The sequence below is a fragment of the Spirillospora sp. CA-108201 genome (genome assembly GCF_050936235.1).
Taxonomy (GTDB): domain Bacteria; phylum Actinomycetota; class Actinomycetes; order Streptosporangiales; family Streptosporangiaceae; genus Spirillospora.
This window is the reverse complement of record NZ_JBNJNE010000001.1, coordinates 233,941-249,136: the sequence shown is the minus strand read 5'-3', so window position 1 is coordinate 249,136 and position 15,196 is coordinate 233,941. Positions and strand designations below refer to the sequence as shown.

The following is a 15,196-nucleotide window of genomic DNA, read 5'->3' as shown; positions in this document are numbered from 1 at the left end:
CTCGGCACCGGCGGGTCCCGTCACCGGGGGGCGCCGACTTCGAGGAGGCGCTGGATCTCCCGGTGGAAGATCTGGTTGACGACCTCGTTGCGGCCGATGAGCATGCCACCGGCGTCGGCGCTGCCCAGAGCCTGCTGCGATGCGCGCAGAAGCGGGAAGTCCTCTTCGTGGAGGACGGCCAGGAGGATGTCCCAGTTCTTGGCCCAGCGGCGGTCCCAGGCCTCCTGGTCCAGCCCCGAGTCCGCCAAGGTGGGCACGAGGACGCGCATCTGCATGTGGCACTGCCCCGGGTCGGTTTCATGGGGGCGGAACGTGAGCAGTTCGAAGTGGTCGGGCAGCCTCAGCAAGGTGCTGTTGGGACCGACATAGTGGGACTCGGTGACGTCCTTGGCCAGGGACTGCCCGGTGGGGTCCTCCTCCAGCCAGCGGTCCAGGGTCTTGCGGGCCGAGAGGAAGCGCGCGTGCCGGCCGTAGTCCTCGACGGCGAGGACGTTGGTGTGGATGATCTTGCCCGCCGTGTTCGGGTGCGCGTACTTGATGTGATATCCGTCAAGGAACGCGTCCTGCATGATCTTCCAGTTGACCGGTTCGAGGAACGTCTCCTCCCGGTAGTTCACGAGCGACTCGATCCCATAGCCCGCCAGCGCGGCGTCCATCTCGGAACCGAGCCACGCGGCGACGTCGATCCCCGCGCCCGCCCGGTCCACGAGCCAGATGAACCCGTGCCGCTCCTCCACGGGCAGTTCCACCAGGCCGTGCCGGGAACGGTCGATATCGCCGAAGGACTCCTCGTAGGTGACCGTCCGCAGGGAGCCGTCCGGGTCGTACGACCAGCGGTGGTAGCCGCACGAGAAGATGCGGCAACGACCGGCGGGCGCTTCCTCCAGCATGGCTCCGCGGTGCCGGCAGGCATTGACGAACGCCTTGACCGAGCCGTCCTTCTGCCGCATGAGGATGACCTTGTTGCGCGGCATGGCGAAAGTGATGAAATCGTTCGGCCGGGGCAGCTGCGACCGGTGGGCGACGATGGTCGGCACCGAACCGAAGATCAGGTCCCGCTCCTTCCGGGCCAGGACCGGGTCGGTGAACTCGCCCGGGCCGAAGGGCCTGGTCGACTCCGCGAGGTCCGTCCTCTCTTCGCGCAGCAGTCCCAGCAGCCGTCGAATCCTTGCCTCGCGGTCCTCATCCGTGACGGCCATCTCCACACTCCTCAGGCGACTTGAGCACTGCACTTAAACTAACGTCTCTAGATTAAAGCGGCAACCCCCGACGTTTGCCCGACCGCCACAAAACCTATTACTCTTAGGTTATGACCCTGCCCACCGTCACCGATCATGGAGTACGACCGTGGAGAGCGACCTCTTCGAGAGTGATCACCTCGAGTTCGGCCGGACCGTCGCCGAGTTCGTCAAGCGTCATGTCGAGCCGAACCTGGAGCGGTGGGACCGCGATCGCCTCATCGACCGGGAGACCTGGCGGGCGGCCGGGAGGCAGGGGCTGCTCGGCCTCGCCGTCCCCGAGGAGTACGGCGGCCCCGGGGAGGCCGACTACCGCTTCCGGGTGATCGTCCAGCTGGAGATCGCGAAGGCGGGCGCCGCTGCGCTCCAGTCGGGCTTCTCCACCAATGACGACATCGTCCTCAACTACCTCCTCCGCCATGCCGACGGCGAGCAGAAGCGGCGGTGGCTCCCCGGTTTCGTGACCGGCGAGACGATCGGCGCGATCGCCATGACCGAGCCCGGAGCCGGATCCGACCTGCGCGGCATCGAGACCACGGCTGTGCCCGACGGGGACGGCTGGGTCGTCAACGGCTCGAAGACGTTCATCACCAGCGGGATCCTCGCCGACCTCGTGATCGTCTTCGCGAAGACCGGCGAGCGGGGTTTCAGCCTGTTCGTCGTCGAGGAGGGCATGACCGGCTTCTCCCGCGGGCGCAAGCTGGACAAGATCGGCCTGCACGCCCAGGACACCGCCGAGCTGTTCTTCGACAACGTCCACGTGCCCGCCGGGAACCTCCTGGGGGAGGTCGGAGCCGGACTGGACTACCTCAAGCAGAGCCTGCCGCTCGAACGGCTCGGCATCGCGATCGCCGGGCAGGCGTCGGCCGAGGCGGCCCTCGGTTGGACGCTCGACTACACGCGCGAGCGCACGGCCTTCGGCAAGCGGATCGCCGACTTCCAGGTACTCGCCCACCAGCTCGCCGAACTGCGGACCGCCATCGAGGTGTCCCGTGCCTATGTGGACCGCTGCGTCCGCGAGTGGAACCAGGGCACGCTGAGCACCGCGGACGCGGCCAAGGCGAAGTTCTGGGCCACGGACCTGCAAGGCCGGGTCGTCGACGCCGCCGTCCAGATGCACGGCGGCTACGGCTACATGATGGAGTATCCGGTCGCGAAGGCCTTCGTGGACGCACGGATCCAGCGGATCTACGGCGGGACCAACGAGATCATGAAGGAGATCGTCCAGAAGGACCTGATCGGCCGTCCCTGACCGGTCCCGGCGGGAGAAGGCGGCCCACCGCGCCAGGGGCCGCCTTCCCTCGTACCGTCCGGGTGGTGAAGGTGTTCAGGAGGCCGCGGGTGCACCGAGGTAGATGGACTTGTACACCAGGTACGGCTCCAGCCCCTCGGGACCGAGCTCGCGCCCCAGGCCGCTGCCCTTCACGCCTCCGAAGGGTGCATCGAGGTCCAGCTCGTAGTGGTTCACCCCGAAGGAACCGGTCTGGATCCGGCGGCCGATCTCGATGCCCCGCTCCTCGTCGGCGGTCCAGACGGTACCGCCGAGCCCGTAGTCCGAATCGTTGGCGATCGCGATCGCCTCGTCGATCGTGTCGTACGGCAGGACCGCGAGCACCGGGCCGAAGATCTCCTCCCTGGCGATCACGTCGCCGTTGTCCACGTCCGCGAATACGGTCGGCTCCACGAACCACCCTTCGGCGAGGTCGACAGGGATGCCGCCGCCGACCGTGAGGCGCGCCCCACTCGACTTGCCGATCTCGATGTAGTCGAGCACGCGCTGCCGCTGGGCCCGGCTGACCATCGGACCGATCTGGGTGCTCCGGTCGAGCGGATCTCCGACCCGGTAGCCGCGCACCGTCTCGGTGATCGCGTCCACCACCTCGTCGTACCGTCCGCGGGGCGCCAGGATCCGGGTGCCGGCATGGCACGTCTGGCCGTTGTTCGGGAGGGACACGTCGAGCAGCCGTGCGGAGAAGAGGTCGAGGTCGGCGTCGTCCGCCACCAGCGACACGGACTTGCCTCCGAGCTCCAGCGTGGCCGGGCGCAGCAGCCGTCCGCTGACCTCGCCGATGGCGCGGCCGGCGACCGTCGAGCCGGTGAAGGCCACCTTGTCCACACCCGGGTGCTCGACGAGGTGGGCACCCGCCTCGCGCCCGCCCGGCACCACGTTGACGACGCCGGCGGGCAGCCCCGCGGCCACGGCCGATTCGGCGAACGCGTAGGCGTCGAGCGCCGTCTCCGGGGACGGCTTCAGCACGACCGTGCACCCGGCCGCCAGGGCCGGCGCCAGCTTCATCGCGGCCAGCGGCTGGGGGTAGTTCCACGGGGTGATGGCGGCGACCACGCCCACGGGCTCGCGTCGCACGATCGTCCGGCCGCCCGCGGCGCTGGGTCGGCTCTCCTCGGCACCGAGGCCGCGGACCAGCTCGGCGTAGTAGCGCACCATGAACGCGGGGCCGTAGCCGTTGACCGACTTCGACATCTTGATCGGCATGCCGTTCTCACGAGTCACCGTCTCGGCCGTTTCCCGGCCTCTCGCCTGGAGCTCACCGGCGAACCGGTCGAGAAGGACGGCGCGTCCCGCGTTTCCGAGCCCGCCCCAGGGCCCGGCCAACGCCCGACGGGCCGCGCCGACCGCCGCGTCGATGTCGGCCGTGCCCGCCATCGCCGCCTTGGCGAGCGGCTGCCCCGTCGCGGCCTCGATCACCTGGTGCGTGCCGCCGTCGCGTGAGGCGACCCAGGCGCCGTCGATGAAGAATTCCTTGCGGTCCATGTCTGAGTCCTCCGTTGCCGCCGGATGGTCGTCGGTCACAGCACGTCGGCGTCGCCGAAGAGCACGGAGCTGACCAGGGGCGCCATCGGGCCCCCGATGAACAGCGACGTCTTGGCCTCCGGCACGGGGTTGGGGGATCCGCCGCGGATCTGGCGGACGGCCTCCGCCGCGAGCCCCATGCCGTTGACGAACGAGCCGGCGATGTTGCCGCCATTGGTGTTGACCGGCAGCGAGCCGCCGACGATCAGGTTCTCGAAGGTGAGCACCTCACCGGCCGCGGCCCCCGGCGGAGCGAAGCCGTGGTCGATCAGGGACGCCACTGCGGGGCCGCTGAAGTTCTCGTAGACCTGCACCACGTCGACGTCATCGGCCGTGAGCCCGGCCGCGTCCCAGAGCCGGCGAGCGACCCCGCCGCCGCGAGCCCCAGGGCCGAACCCGGCCGTGCCGTAAGGATCGTCGTTCTCGGACAGGGAGGCGTAGCCACCGGGCGCACCCTGGGCTCCCGCGATGACGTACGCCGGGCGGTCGGCCAGGGTCTTCGCCCGCTCCGCCGAGACCAGCACCAGGGCGACGGCCCCGTCGTTCTCCCGCGAGCAGTCGAACACATGGAAGGGCTCTACGATCAGGCGGGAGGACTCGTAGGCCGCGACGTCGAGCGGTCGCCCGAAACCCATCGCGGCCGGATCCCGCTGCGCGTGGTGGTAGTTCGCCATGACCAGGGCGCGCATCGCACTGGCCGGAACCCCGCCCTCCTCCAGGAGCCGCTGGGTGCGCAGCGCGCACACCTGGGCCGGAGCGCCCACGCCGGCCGACAGGTAGTGGTTGTCGTAGTAGTACTTGGCGTACCCGAGCCGGCCGGTCTGGCGCTCCGACATGGAGCGGAACGCCACCACCGTCTCGGCCTGCCCCGAAGCGATCGCGGCGGCGGCGTTGACGACGGCCGCCGCGGCACCACCGCCGCCGCCTCCCCACACCATCGAGGAGTGGCGGAGTTCGTCGATTCCCAGTTCGGCGCCGAGGACGGGACCGGACAGGTCTCCCCCGGCGAACGACGTGAAGCCGTCGATCTCCCGGGGGGAGACACCGGCATCGGCACAGGCCGCGAGGATGGCCTCCAGGACCATCCGCGACTCGCCCGGTCCGCTGCCCCGCTTGTGGTGCAGATCCGCGATCCCGACGACGGCGGCCGCGCCGCGCATGCCGGCCATCAGCCGGCCTCCCCGCCGGGGAGGACCCGGGTCCACCGGAGGACCGGCCATTCGGAGCCCGGCGGGATCACGACGGTGCCGTCCACCGGGTCCCCGATCCGGACGGCCGCGGAGCCCGGGTCGAGCATGCCGAGGACCCGGACGCCGCCCGCGGCGGGAAGCTCCACCACCACGGACACGTAGGGGTGGAGGTCCGCCAGTTCGCTCATGTAGGGGTAATGGGTGCGGCACCAGGTGAAGACGCGCCCCTTCGCGGCGACCGGTCGCCAGTCCACCTCGAAGCCGTGGCACCGCGGGCACATGATCCGGCTCCCCGGCAGCCAGGCACCGCACGAGCCGCAGTGCTGGACGACGAGCCGGCCATGCCGCAAGGCCTCCCAGTAATCGAGATCGCGGCGGTCGGCCGCCGGTCCGGCCGGGAAGCCCCCGGTCCCGACCGCCGTCACGTCGCGGCCTCGACGGGGAAGTTCTCCAGCTCGGCGGCCCGCCAGGCGCCCTCGTGCAGCACCCAGAACGAGCGCAGGCCGATCAGGCCGTCGGGAGTCTCGTAGACGGTGTCGCCGACCCAGCGGTCCCCCTCCTTGCGGACGTCGACGATGGTCCGGTTCAGGACCTTGCCGCGCGGTACGACGACGCCCTCGAAAACCGCGGGGATGACGGACTGGACCATGTCCGCGAGGGACGCCTTGAAGTCCCCGGCGAGCACGTACCCGGTGTGACGTTCGTAGAGCTTCCGGAACTCGGCGGGCTCGTCGGTCATGGCGGCTCCCTCGCAGGTGTTCGCAGTGGGCGGACGGCGGGCCACCGTCCCACGTATTCTAATGACAGTAGATAAAATGAGGCAACAGCAAACCGAACGACGTTAGGGAGCACGATGCGCACCGAGTGCACGGCACGGACCGGCCGCGAGTCAGCGGGAGGTGCCCGGTGATCGACCTCAGCCGGCCCGCCGAGGTCGAGGGCCTCGTGCGCCGCACCCGGCGGCTCGTCGACGACGTCGTGCTCCCGTGCGAGGAGGAGCACGCCGGCGACGCCCACCGGCTCTCCGAGGCGGTCCGCGTCGGGCTCCAGGAGGCGGCGCGGGCCGCCGGGGTCTTCGCACCTCACGTGTCCCCGGAGTACGGCGGTCTCGGCCTCGACATGCGCCGTCGCGCACCCGTCTTCGAAGCCGCCGGCCACTCCCTCTTCGGCCCGCTCGCGCTCAACATCGCGGCTCCGGACGAGGGCAACATGCACCTGCTCGAGGTGGTCGGGAACGCCGGCCAGAAGCAGCGCTACCTCGCCCCGCTCGCCGCGGGCGCCGTCCGCTCCTGCTTCGCGATGACCGAGCCGGCTCCCGGCGCCGGCTCCGACCCGCGCGCCCTGGCCACCACGGCGACGCGCACATCGGCCGGATGGCTGATCAACGGCCGCAAGTGGTTCATCACCGGCGGGAACGGGGCCGACTTCGCGATCGTGATGGCCCGCACCTCGGGCGAGCCCGGATCCCCCGGCGGCGCCACGATGTTCCTCGTCGACACCGGCGCCCCGGGCTTCCGCCGCGTCCGCGACGTCGAGACCCTCGACACGAGCATGTTCGGCGGGCATTCCGAACTGCTCCTGGAGAACGTCGAAGTCGGTGACGACGCCGTCCTCGGAGAGGCGGACCGGGGCTTCGACCACGCCCGGGTGCGCCTCGGCCCCGCCCGGATCACCCACTGCATGCGGTGGCTGGGCACCGCCCGGCGGGCGGCGGACCTGGCCGTCGACCGCGCCAACGAGCGGAGGCTCTTCGGCGGCCGGCTGGGCGAGCTGGGCATGGTCCAGGGCTTGATCGCGGACTCGGAGATCGACATCGAGGCGAGCCGGGCGCTGATCCTCAAGGCCTGCCACGACCTCGACACCGGCGCCGACTGGGCGCAGATCACCTCGATCACCAAGACCTTCGTCTCGGAGGCCGTCGACCGGGTCGTCGACCGCTCGCTGCAGATCTGCGGATCACTCGGCGTCTCGGGCGACACAGCGCTCTCGCGCATCTACCGCGAGGTGCGGCCCTTCCGCATCTACGACGGCCCCTCGGAGACCCACCGCTGGGCCGTGGCCAAGCGGGTCCTGCGCGCGGCGCGGACGGAGGGCTGAGATGGGCGCTCCCGGGCTCGATCTTCCGTCCTTGCAGAGTTGGCTCGACCCGGTCGTGGGCGGGCTCGCCGGCCCGCTGGAGGCCCGCGTGCTCACCGGCGGCAAGTCCAATCTCACCTACACCCTGTCCGACGGAGTACGGCGCTGGGTGCTGAGGCGGCCGCCACTGGGACCCTTGACCCCGACGGCTCACGACATGGCTCGCGAATTCCGCGTCGTGGCGGCCCTGCGCGAGACCAGCGTGCCGGTGGCCAAGGCCGTCGCTCTGTGCGAGGACGACTCCGTGATCGGTGTTCCCTTCGCCATTGTCGGATTCGTCGAAGGACGGACCCTGCAGAGCGGCGACGACACGGAAAGGCTCAGCGCCGACGCCGCGCGCCGGATCTCCGAGGCGCTCGTGGACACGCTGGCCGCACTCCACGCCGTCCCCTACACGGAGGTCGGACTCACGGACTTCGGCCGGCCCCGCGGTTACCTCGGCCGCCAGTTGAAGCGCTGGCGGGGACAGTGGGACCTGGTTGCCACCCGCCGCCTTCCGGCCGTCGATCGGCTGCACGGCCTCCTCGCCGGCGCGGTGCCGACACCGCCCTCATCCACGATCGTGCACGGTGACTTCCGGCTGGACAACGTGATCCTCGACCCGCTTGGGGACGGCCGGATCCTGGCGGTCGTCGACTGGGAGATGGCCACCCTCGGCGACCCGCTCGCCGACCTCGGGTTGCTGCTCGTCTACTGGGACCCGGTCAGCGAGCCGGTCCTCGGAGTGCGGCATGCGACGACCGCCAACCCCGGCTTCCCGTCCCCCGCCGAACTCGCCGAGCGGTACGCGAAGGCCTGCGGGCTGCCCCTCGATCACCTCCCCTTCTACGAGGCGCTCGGGTGCTTCAAGCTCGCCGTCATCGCCGAGGGCATCCACCAGCGGTTCCTCGCCGGGAAGACGGTGGGCGACGGGTTCGCGACCGTCGGCGACGCCGTGCCGAACCTTCTTGAGCGGGGGCTCGGCCTGCTCTAGCCTGCGACGACGGTCACCGGAATCGCCGTGTACCGCGGCATCCGGTTGATCGTCTGCAGGTCCTCGTCGGCGGAGGTGAGGACGTTGACGTTGGCGCCCTTGCCCCGCACGCCTGGGAACACCTCGCCGCTCCACGCGTGCGGCAGCGCCACGGTTCCGGAACGCAGGGTCTCGTCAGGCTGGGCGACCGCCCGGACCGACCCGAAGGCGGAGGTGATGACCACCTCGCCACCGGGCGGCACGCCGAGCCGCGCCAGGTCCGCCGGCGTGAGGAACGCCGGGTTGTAGTCGTAGGGGTCCAGGCCTGGGACCCCCCGTCCCAGCGAGTTCACGGTCTCCTTGAGCCGGCGTGAGATCAGCTGGAAGCCGCCCGCCGGGATCTCCACGACATCGGAGAGCGCGGCCTCGATCTCGGCCAGGACGTCGGGCGGCACGAGCTGGAGCCGGGTGGTGTCGTCGCCTCGAGGCCCGACCACGGCACCCGTTCCCGGGACGAATACGCCGTCGGGCCTTCCGCGCAAGGCGGCCGCGTCGACGCGCCCTCTCGACGCCACCAGTTCCAGCATCTGCTCGGACGTCGGCTTCCGCCGCAGGTCGAGCGGCTGACCGGCGACCTTCATCTCCAGTCCCATCACCGCGGCGGTCTCGTAGAAGAACTCCCAGTCCTCGATGACGCCCGGTGGAGGGGGCACGACGGCCGGGGTGTGCGCTGCGAAGGGCCGGGGGAAGAAGAACTCCATGAGGATGGTGTGGTCCGCACGCTCGTAGGACATCGTCGGCGCGATCACGTAGTCGGAGAGCCTGGCCGTCTCCGTGAGGAAGGGATCGATCACCACCAGCAGCTCGAGGTGCTCCAGCGCGCGGCGGATCTTGGCCTCATCGGGGAAGGCGACCATCGGGTTCCCGGCGGAGACGACCAGCGCACGGACACGGTCCGGACCCGGCATCAGGATCTCGTCCGGCAGGATCGACGACGGCAGCTCACCGTTCATCCGGCCGAATCCACCGACCCGGCTGGTGAAACCCGACTCCCACGTCCGTCGCGGTGGCGCCACCGTCGCCGACGCCGGACGCTCGGGCATCAGCACCGATCCGCCCCAGGCAGGCTCGCCCTCCCGGAGCAACCTGCCACAGACGATGTTGATCGTGTCGGCGAGATGCTCGGCGATGTTGGAGTGCGGGCCGAAGTTCGCACCGGTGCCGGTGGTGAACCGCCCGCGCTTCTCACCGCCGAACATGCGGGCCGCGAGGAACAGATCCTCGACCGGGACGTCGCATTCGCGGGCGACGCGCTCGTGGGTGGCCGCATCGACCGCCTGCCTCAGTTCCGCCAGCCCGTCGACGTACTCGGCGCAGAACGCCGCGTCGTGCAGGCCCTCGGTGAGAAGGATCCGGAGCAGGCCCGCGTGGAGCAGCGCGTCCGTGCCCGGACGCGGCTGCAGGAACAGGTCGGCCAGCCTAGCGGTCTCTGTGCCGCGCGGGTCGATGACGATCAGCCGCATGCCGCGTCGGCGCGCATGCTTGATCTGGGTCGCGGGATCGGCGACGAGAGGACCGTCACCGTCCCCTCCCGACGCGGTGAGGACCACGTTGTTGCCCGAGAGCATCCAGACGTCGGCATCGGTCATCGGCTGGGGGCCGCCGAGGTACTCGCCCATGCGCAGCGGCACCAGCCACTTGGCCGACTGGTCGATCGTCATCGTGGAGAAGAGCTTGCGCGACCCGGTCGCACGCAGCCAGGACTTCACCACGAAGGGGGTCAGCGTCGTGAACGCCTGCTGGGTGCCCATGAAGAGCGCGATCGAGTCGGGTCCGTGCTCATCGCGGATCAGTCGCAGCCGCTCACCGATCTCCCGGGACGCTGCCAGGCCGTCGACCGGCTCGAATTCGCCGGTCGCACCCCGCCGCAGCGAGCCGGTGAGCCGGTGGGGGCCCTGCAGAAGGGCGCCTGCCCGGCGGCCCTTGGGGCAGGTGAAGCCCTTGGAGAGCAGATGGTCCTTATTGCCGAAGACCGCCCCGATCCGACCGTCCACGATCTCGACCAGCGTTCCGCAGGAGGCGGCACAGAAGCGGCAGTAGGACTTGACGAGGGGCACGGTCATGCACCGCCGCAGGCGATCCGCTCCATCTCCGGGACAGAGACGAGCTTGCGGCGCGGCCGACCGGCCTCGGAACCGCTGCCGACCTCGTGCTTCTCGATTCTCAGCCAGCCGTTCAGGTCGACCGCACGTGGCTGGCGCTCGCCGACCAGCGCCGCCAGTTCGTCCGCGCCCTTCGCAGGCTCCGCCAGGCGACCGGACCTGAAATCATCGAGCAGCCCGGCCACCGTCTCGCAGGCGTCGGGGCGGTTGGTACCGATCACGCCGCTCGGGCCGCGCTTCGCCCACCCGGTGATGTAGAGGCCGGCAAGGGGCGCGCGCGTCCCGGGATCGATCACCCTCCCGGTCGCGTGCGGGATCGTCCGGTCGTGCTCGTCGAAGGGCAGACCCGGCACCGGAACCACGTCGTACCCGATGGAACGGAGCACGAGGCCGCAGGTCAGGTCCTCGGTCTCACCGGTCGGCTCGACGCCGTCCGGGGTCCTCCTGTTGATACCGAGCCGGATTCCCGTCACCGATCCATCGCCGAGGACCGCGTCGGGGTTGCGGAGGAAGCGCAGTTCGATCGTGCGGCGATCGCCCCGCCGGCGTCCGGTCAGCTCGGCGACCAGGCCGGACTTGAGCGCGGCGGGGAACCCCGCGGGATCTCCGGGCACCGTGACAGCCTCGGACGGCTCGACACCGGTGGCGCGCACCGCCGTGGTCGTGAGCTCGCTCAGGCCTACCAGCTCCGGGAAGGTGAACGCGGCGGACTCGGGGCCTCGGCGCCCCACGACGACCACCTCGCGGACGCTGCTCTCCCGCAGGGCCTGGAGCGCGTGCTCGGCGATGTCGGTCGTGGCCAGCTCGTCGGGGTCGGCGGTGAGGATGCGCGCGACGTCGAGCGCGACATTGCCGTTGCCGATGACCACGACGCGCTCGCCGGACAGGTCCCAGGCGGTGGCGGCCTGGTCGGGGTGCCCGTTGTACCAGGCCACGAACTCGCGGGCCGAGTGGCAGCCGGGCAGCTCCTCGCCGGCGATGCCGAGCTTCCGGTCGCCCGCCGCGCCGACTGCGGCGATCACGGCATGGTGGTGCTCGAGCAGTTCGGCCACCTGGACGTGACCACCGATCTCGACGTTGAGGAAGAGCGAGACTCTGGGGTCCTGCGCGATCCGGGGGAAACGGCGCAGCGCGCGCTTCGTGTGGCCGTGGTCGGGCGAGACTCCGAACCTGACCAGCCCGCCCGCCACCGGCAGTCGGTCGAAGACCGAAATCCGGATGTCGGGGCCCGCGGTCGCCAGGAGCTCCTCCGCCACGAAGGTGGCCGATGGCCCGGTGCCGATGATCGCCACCCGCAACTCCCTGCCCGGCGCCTCGCCCCCTCGGCCCGGCTCGGCGGTACGCTGCGCGGGCGCGGGCAGGGCCTGAGCGCCCCCTCGCGCCAGGAACGTACGCCGCAGATGGGCGAACATGCTGTTGATCTCCACGAAGGGCTGCAGGGCGTCGGGGAGCCGGTTCTCCGGGTAGATGGCGTCGACCGGGCACACGTCGGTGCAGGCACCGCAGTCGATGCACTCCTCCGGATCGATCCAGAGCATCTCCGCGGAGGCGAAACCCGCCTCGTCCGGAGCGGGATGGATGCAGTCGGCCGGGCAGACCGGCACGCAGGCGGCATCGTTGCAGCAGGTCTGGGTGATGACGTGGGTCAACGGGCCTCCTCGCGCTCCGATCAGGCCCTCCAAACCTAACGTCATTCGATTACATGCGACAAGGGTCGTTGCACCTCTAACCAACTATCATTAGATTTAGAGGAGCGCTCACGGCGCGATCGCCACCTGCAGACCGACCAGGAGTTCCCCCATGACGACCACCAACGCCTCAGTCGCCCGCCGGCTCACCCGGCATCTGCGCGAGGGCACGACGGACATGGGCGAGGAGCTCCGCGTCCCCGTCTCCCACTTCGTGAGCCCCGAGCACGCCGCACGGGAACGCGAGGTCCTGATGCGGAAGCCGCTGATCATCGGGCGCGGCTCCGAGATCCCGCACAAGGGCGACTTCATCACCCGCGAGGTCCTGGGCATCCCTCTCATCGTGGTGCGGAAGGCCAGCGGCGGCGTGGCCTCGTACGTCAACATCTGCAAGCACCGCGGCGGCCGGGTCGAGAACGCCGAGTCGGGGAAGAAGCGCTTCTTCACCTGCGCCTACCACGGCTGGAGCTACGCCTGCGAGAGCGGAGAGCTTCGCGGCGTGCCGTACGACGAGTTCTACACGCAGGTGAACCGCGAGACGCACAGCCTCAACGTGGTACGGACCAGGGAGTGGCTAGGCTTCCTCTTCGTGAACTTCGCCGGCGACACCGAACAGCCGCTCGGCGACTGGATGGGATCGGACGTCACGGCCCAACTCGAGGACCTCGGCGTCGCCGAGTCCGAGATCTTCCTGCACAAGTCCTTCACGCTCGACATCAACTGGAAGCTCGTCCTTGATGGCGCGATCGACGTGCTCCACCCCAAGTTCCTGCACCCCGACGGCGTCGGCAAGCTGATCGAGACCAACACCAGCGTCTGGCGCGACTACGGCCCCCACGGGCAGTCGTTCAGCCCGCGCACCAAACTCGGCGACCTCGCCCGAGCCGGCGAGGAGCCTGAGGCCGCGTGGAAGCTGATAGGCAGCAACCTGTTTCTCTACCCCAACGCATCCGTGATCGCCGCTCCCGACCATGTCGAGTTCTGGACCGTCTGGCCCGACCCCGTCGACCCTGGCCGCTCGACCACGGAGATCCGCTTCCTGGTCCGGCCCGAGATCCTCGATGAGCGTATGAAGGCCCGGCTCCATAAGAGCTGGCAGATCCTCGAGCAGGCCGCCTCTGAGGAGGACTGGCCGATGGAGGAGACCATCCAGAAGAACTCCGAGGCCTGGCCGCACGGTACTTACCTCTACGGCCGCAACGAGCAGTCCTGCCAGCACCTCCACCGCCGACTCGCGCTCGACATGGCCGAAGTTCAAGAAATGAGCTTTCCACCTGCCCACGCCGGCCGCGAGTGATCGCGATACGCAGAGGTGGCCGGTGACGCGGCAAGACTCCCGGTAAACGCGAAACGACCAAACAACCAGGCGTCAGACCCGCCGGGAGGTGCTCATCAAGATCATCGCTGTCAGGCGCTGCGCGCTGACCATGGCGGGCCGGCACCATCGTCCACCGGAACCTGAGCAAACGTTCGTACCGCCCGCGCTCAACAGCAGCGCGGGCCGCCGCCGGCCCCCTTTGCCCCGCCTGGTGCGCGTGCGCAGTTGGTCACCGGCATTTCGATCGTGGCGCGCATCGTCGCCGCGGAGGACACCGTGAAGCTCAAGCCGGATCAACCTGAGGGGTTCGGCGGCGGGCCGGACTGCCAGTGCGGCCGTGGCCCCGCCTGGCACCGGTCTGGAAGCTCCGCCCGCCAGACGCTCCCAAGCCGGGAACTGGCGGTGCTTGTCATCGACATCCCCGCATGAGCTGACTGGTCGGCGGTTGGAGGCCCACAGGCTCGATGAAGCCCGTACCAGGCTTCACGGGCAAGCTGACCGACGTCCGTCGGGAGGGGACAATTCCGGTGATCGACCGCCGTGTGAGCACTTCGGGAATCTGCGAAGCGCACGAATTGGCTCCCCGGCTGGCTCCCGAGACAACGAAGCGGTCATCGGGACGCACGAGATCACACCAGGGACGACACCCTGACCTGCGGAAAGTTGGGGTGGGCGATACTGGGTTCGAACCAGTGGCCTCTTCGCTGTGAAGCAAAGCGGGAAAGTCGATCTAGGTCGATCAATGAGGCAATTCCAACCTGAGCCTGCAGGTCACGGGCTGGTTGCGGACGGCAGATAGGCGCCCGTAAAGAGTGAAGCTCCTGCTAGATGAGGTTGTCGACCAAGATCAACCTTGTCCGCGCAGGAGCTTCATGTGCTTTTCTACCGTGCCGCGCTCGATCTGTCGCGCCAGACCCTTACGTTCGTGGCCCGGCTGGTGCGCGAGCGCCGCCGCCAGATCGGAACGCGGTGGCGAGTGCTGGGCCCGGACCGCCAAGCGCTGCTGGTGCTGGTGCATCTACGCCGCAACGAACCCTTCGCCCGCCTGGCCGCCGCGTTCGGCGTCGGGGCCGCCACCGCACACCGGTATGTGACCGAGGTCGTGGAACTGCTCGCCGAACAGGCACCCGACCTGCGCGAAGCCCTCCGGATCGCACAGCGCAAGGCCTACGTCATCCTGGACGGCACCCTCATCGCCACCGACCGCCTGTCGGGCGAGAACGATCGGCTGTTCTACTCGGGCAAGCACCGGCGGCACGGAGTGAACGTCCAGTTCCTCACCGATCCGCACGGCGAACTGATCTGGGCGTCCCCGGCGCTGCCGGGATCGACCCATGATCTGACCGCCGCCCGTCACCACGGCATCGTCGCCGGCCTGACCGCGCGAGCGATCGCCTGCTACGCCGACAAGGGATACGTCGGCGCCGGCGGCGCGATCGGCACGCCGTACAAACGGCGCAAGCGCCGCACACTGGGCAAACCCAAGAAGCTGTTCAACCGGCATCACGCCCAAGTCCGTGCCAGGGCGAGCGGGGCGCTGCCACGCTCAAGAACTGGCACATCCTGCGCAAGGCCCGCTGTTCACCCAGCAGACTGACCGCCATCGTCCAGGCCATCCTCACCCTCCACCACCAGGCCAACTGAAGATGGAATGGGCTCATTGGCCATCAGGACGACGGTTCCCGCTTCGAAGCTGTTGC

The 15,196-nt window shown here is 69.7% G+C and carries 11 protein-coding genes and 1 pseudogene; 5 read left to right on the top strand and 7 right to left on the bottom strand.

The features are described from left to right. Window positions 1-20 precede the first annotated feature (20 nt). Entirely contained in the window at window positions 21-1,199 is a 1,179-nt protein-coding gene (locus ACQEU6_RS01185) for an aromatic ring-hydroxylating oxygenase subunit alpha (protein ID WP_499328716.1), read from the bottom strand. A gap of 148 nt (window positions 1,200-1,347) precedes the next feature. Between ACQEU6_RS01185 and ACQEU6_RS01180 the strand changes: the two genes are divergently transcribed. Beyond that, window positions 1,348-2,490: an acyl-CoA dehydrogenase family protein gene (locus ACQEU6_RS01180; protein ID WP_499328715.1), complete on the top strand. Its 1,143-nt coding sequence runs from the start codon at window positions 1,348-1,350 to the stop codon at window positions 2,488-2,490. Window positions 2,491-2,565: 75 nt separating this feature from the next. On the opposite strand, the gene ACQEU6_RS01175 is transcribed toward ACQEU6_RS01180, so the two are convergent. The 4 genes from ACQEU6_RS01175 to ACQEU6_RS01160 are packed head-to-tail and all read right to left on the bottom strand — an operon-like array spanning window position 2,566 to window position 5,979. After that, window positions 2,566-4,011: an aldehyde dehydrogenase gene (locus ACQEU6_RS01175; protein WP_499328714.1), complete on the bottom strand. Its 1,446-nt coding sequence runs from the start codon at window positions 4,009-4,011 to the stop codon at window positions 2,566-2,568. Window positions 4,012-4,046: 35 nt separating this feature from the next. Beyond that, window positions 4,047-5,219: a thiolase C-terminal domain-containing protein gene (locus tag ACQEU6_RS01170; protein WP_499328713.1), complete on the bottom strand. Its 1,173-nt coding sequence runs from the start codon at window positions 5,217-5,219 to the stop codon at window positions 4,047-4,049. Continuing rightward, window positions 5,219-5,665, bottom strand: coding sequence for a Zn-ribbon domain-containing OB-fold protein (locus tag ACQEU6_RS01165; protein ID WP_499328712.1), 447 nt, complete (start codon window positions 5,663-5,665; stop codon window positions 5,219-5,221). Before ACQEU6_RS01165 ends, ACQEU6_RS01170 begins: the two co-directional genes overlap by 1 nt. Beyond that, complete coding sequence (locus tag ACQEU6_RS01160; RefSeq protein WP_499328711.1) at window positions 5,662-5,979, bottom strand: hypothetical protein; 318 nt, start codon at window positions 5,977-5,979, stop codon at window positions 5,662-5,664. Before ACQEU6_RS01160 ends, ACQEU6_RS01165 begins: the two co-directional genes overlap by 4 nt. A gap of 167 nt (window positions 5,980-6,146) precedes the next feature. Here ACQEU6_RS01160 and ACQEU6_RS01155 point away from each other — a divergent pair, with 167 nt between their 5' ends. Then, window positions 6,147-7,337, top strand: a complete 1,191-nt coding sequence (locus ACQEU6_RS01155) for an acyl-CoA dehydrogenase family protein (RefSeq protein ID WP_499328710.1) — start codon at window positions 6,147-6,149, stop codon at window positions 7,335-7,337. A gap of 1 nt (window position 7,338) precedes the next feature. Beyond that, window positions 7,339-8,349 carry a phosphotransferase family protein gene (locus tag ACQEU6_RS01150; RefSeq protein WP_499328708.1) on the top strand — a complete coding sequence of 337 codons (1,011 nt, stop codon included), beginning with the start codon at window positions 7,339-7,341 and terminating at the stop codon, window positions 8,347-8,349. Here ACQEU6_RS01150 and ACQEU6_RS01145 read toward each other — a convergent pair. Further along, window positions 8,346-10,451 carry a molybdopterin-containing oxidoreductase family protein gene (locus tag ACQEU6_RS01145; protein WP_499328706.1) on the bottom strand — a complete coding sequence of 702 codons (2,106 nt, stop codon included), beginning with the start codon at window positions 10,449-10,451 and terminating at the stop codon, window positions 8,346-8,348. The genes ACQEU6_RS01150 and ACQEU6_RS01145 overlap by 4 nt on opposite strands. Beyond that, complete coding sequence (locus ACQEU6_RS01140) at window positions 10,448-12,139, bottom strand: 4Fe-4S binding protein (RefSeq protein ID WP_499328704.1); 1,692 nt, start codon at window positions 12,137-12,139, stop codon at window positions 10,448-10,450. The genes ACQEU6_RS01145 and ACQEU6_RS01140 overlap by 4 nt, the downstream gene beginning before the upstream one ends. A gap of 151 nt (window positions 12,140-12,290) precedes the next feature. Here ACQEU6_RS01140 and ACQEU6_RS01135 point away from each other — a divergent pair, with 151 nt between their 5' ends. Both ACQEU6_RS01135 and ACQEU6_RS01130 read left to right on the top strand, forming a co-directional pair. Further along, the gene (locus ACQEU6_RS01135) at window positions 12,291-13,475 is read left to right on the top strand and encodes an aromatic ring-hydroxylating oxygenase subunit alpha (RefSeq protein WP_499328702.1); all 1,185 of its coding nucleotides are present in this window, start codon (window positions 12,291-12,293) and stop codon (window positions 13,473-13,475) included. A gap of 895 nt (window positions 13,476-14,370) precedes the next feature. Further along, window positions 14,371-15,140, top strand: a pseudogene (locus ACQEU6_RS01130) (transposase family protein). Window positions 15,141-15,196 lie beyond the last annotated feature (56 nt).

Excerpts from the sequence above, each read along its gene's own strand:
- ACQEU6_RS01175 (WP_499328714.1), bottom strand. The coding sequence starts at position 4,011 with ATGGACCGCAAGGAATTCTTCATCGACGGCGCCTGGGTCGCCTCACGC.
- ACQEU6_RS01160 (WP_499328711.1), bottom strand. The coding sequence starts at position 5,979 with ATGACCGACGAGCCCGCCGAGTTCCGGAAGCTCTACGAACGTCACACC.
- ACQEU6_RS01135 (WP_499328702.1), top strand. The coding sequence starts at position 12,291 with ATGACGACCACCAACGCCTCAGTCGCCCGCCGGCTCACCCGGCATCTG.
- ACQEU6_RS01185 (WP_499328716.1), bottom strand. The coding sequence starts at position 1,199 with ATGGCCGTCACGGATGAGGACCGCGAGGCAAGGATTCGACGGCTGCTG.
- ACQEU6_RS01150 (WP_499328708.1), top strand. The coding sequence starts at position 7,339 with ATGGGCGCTCCCGGGCTCGATCTTCCGTCCTTGCAGAGTTGGCTCGAC.
- ACQEU6_RS01145 (WP_499328706.1), bottom strand. The coding sequence starts at position 10,451 with ATGACCGTGCCCCTCGTCAAGTCCTACTGCCGCTTCTGTGCCGCCTCC.
- ACQEU6_RS01170 (WP_499328713.1), bottom strand. The coding sequence starts at position 5,219 with ATGGCCGGCATGCGCGGCGCGGCCGCCGTCGTCGGGATCGCGGATCTG.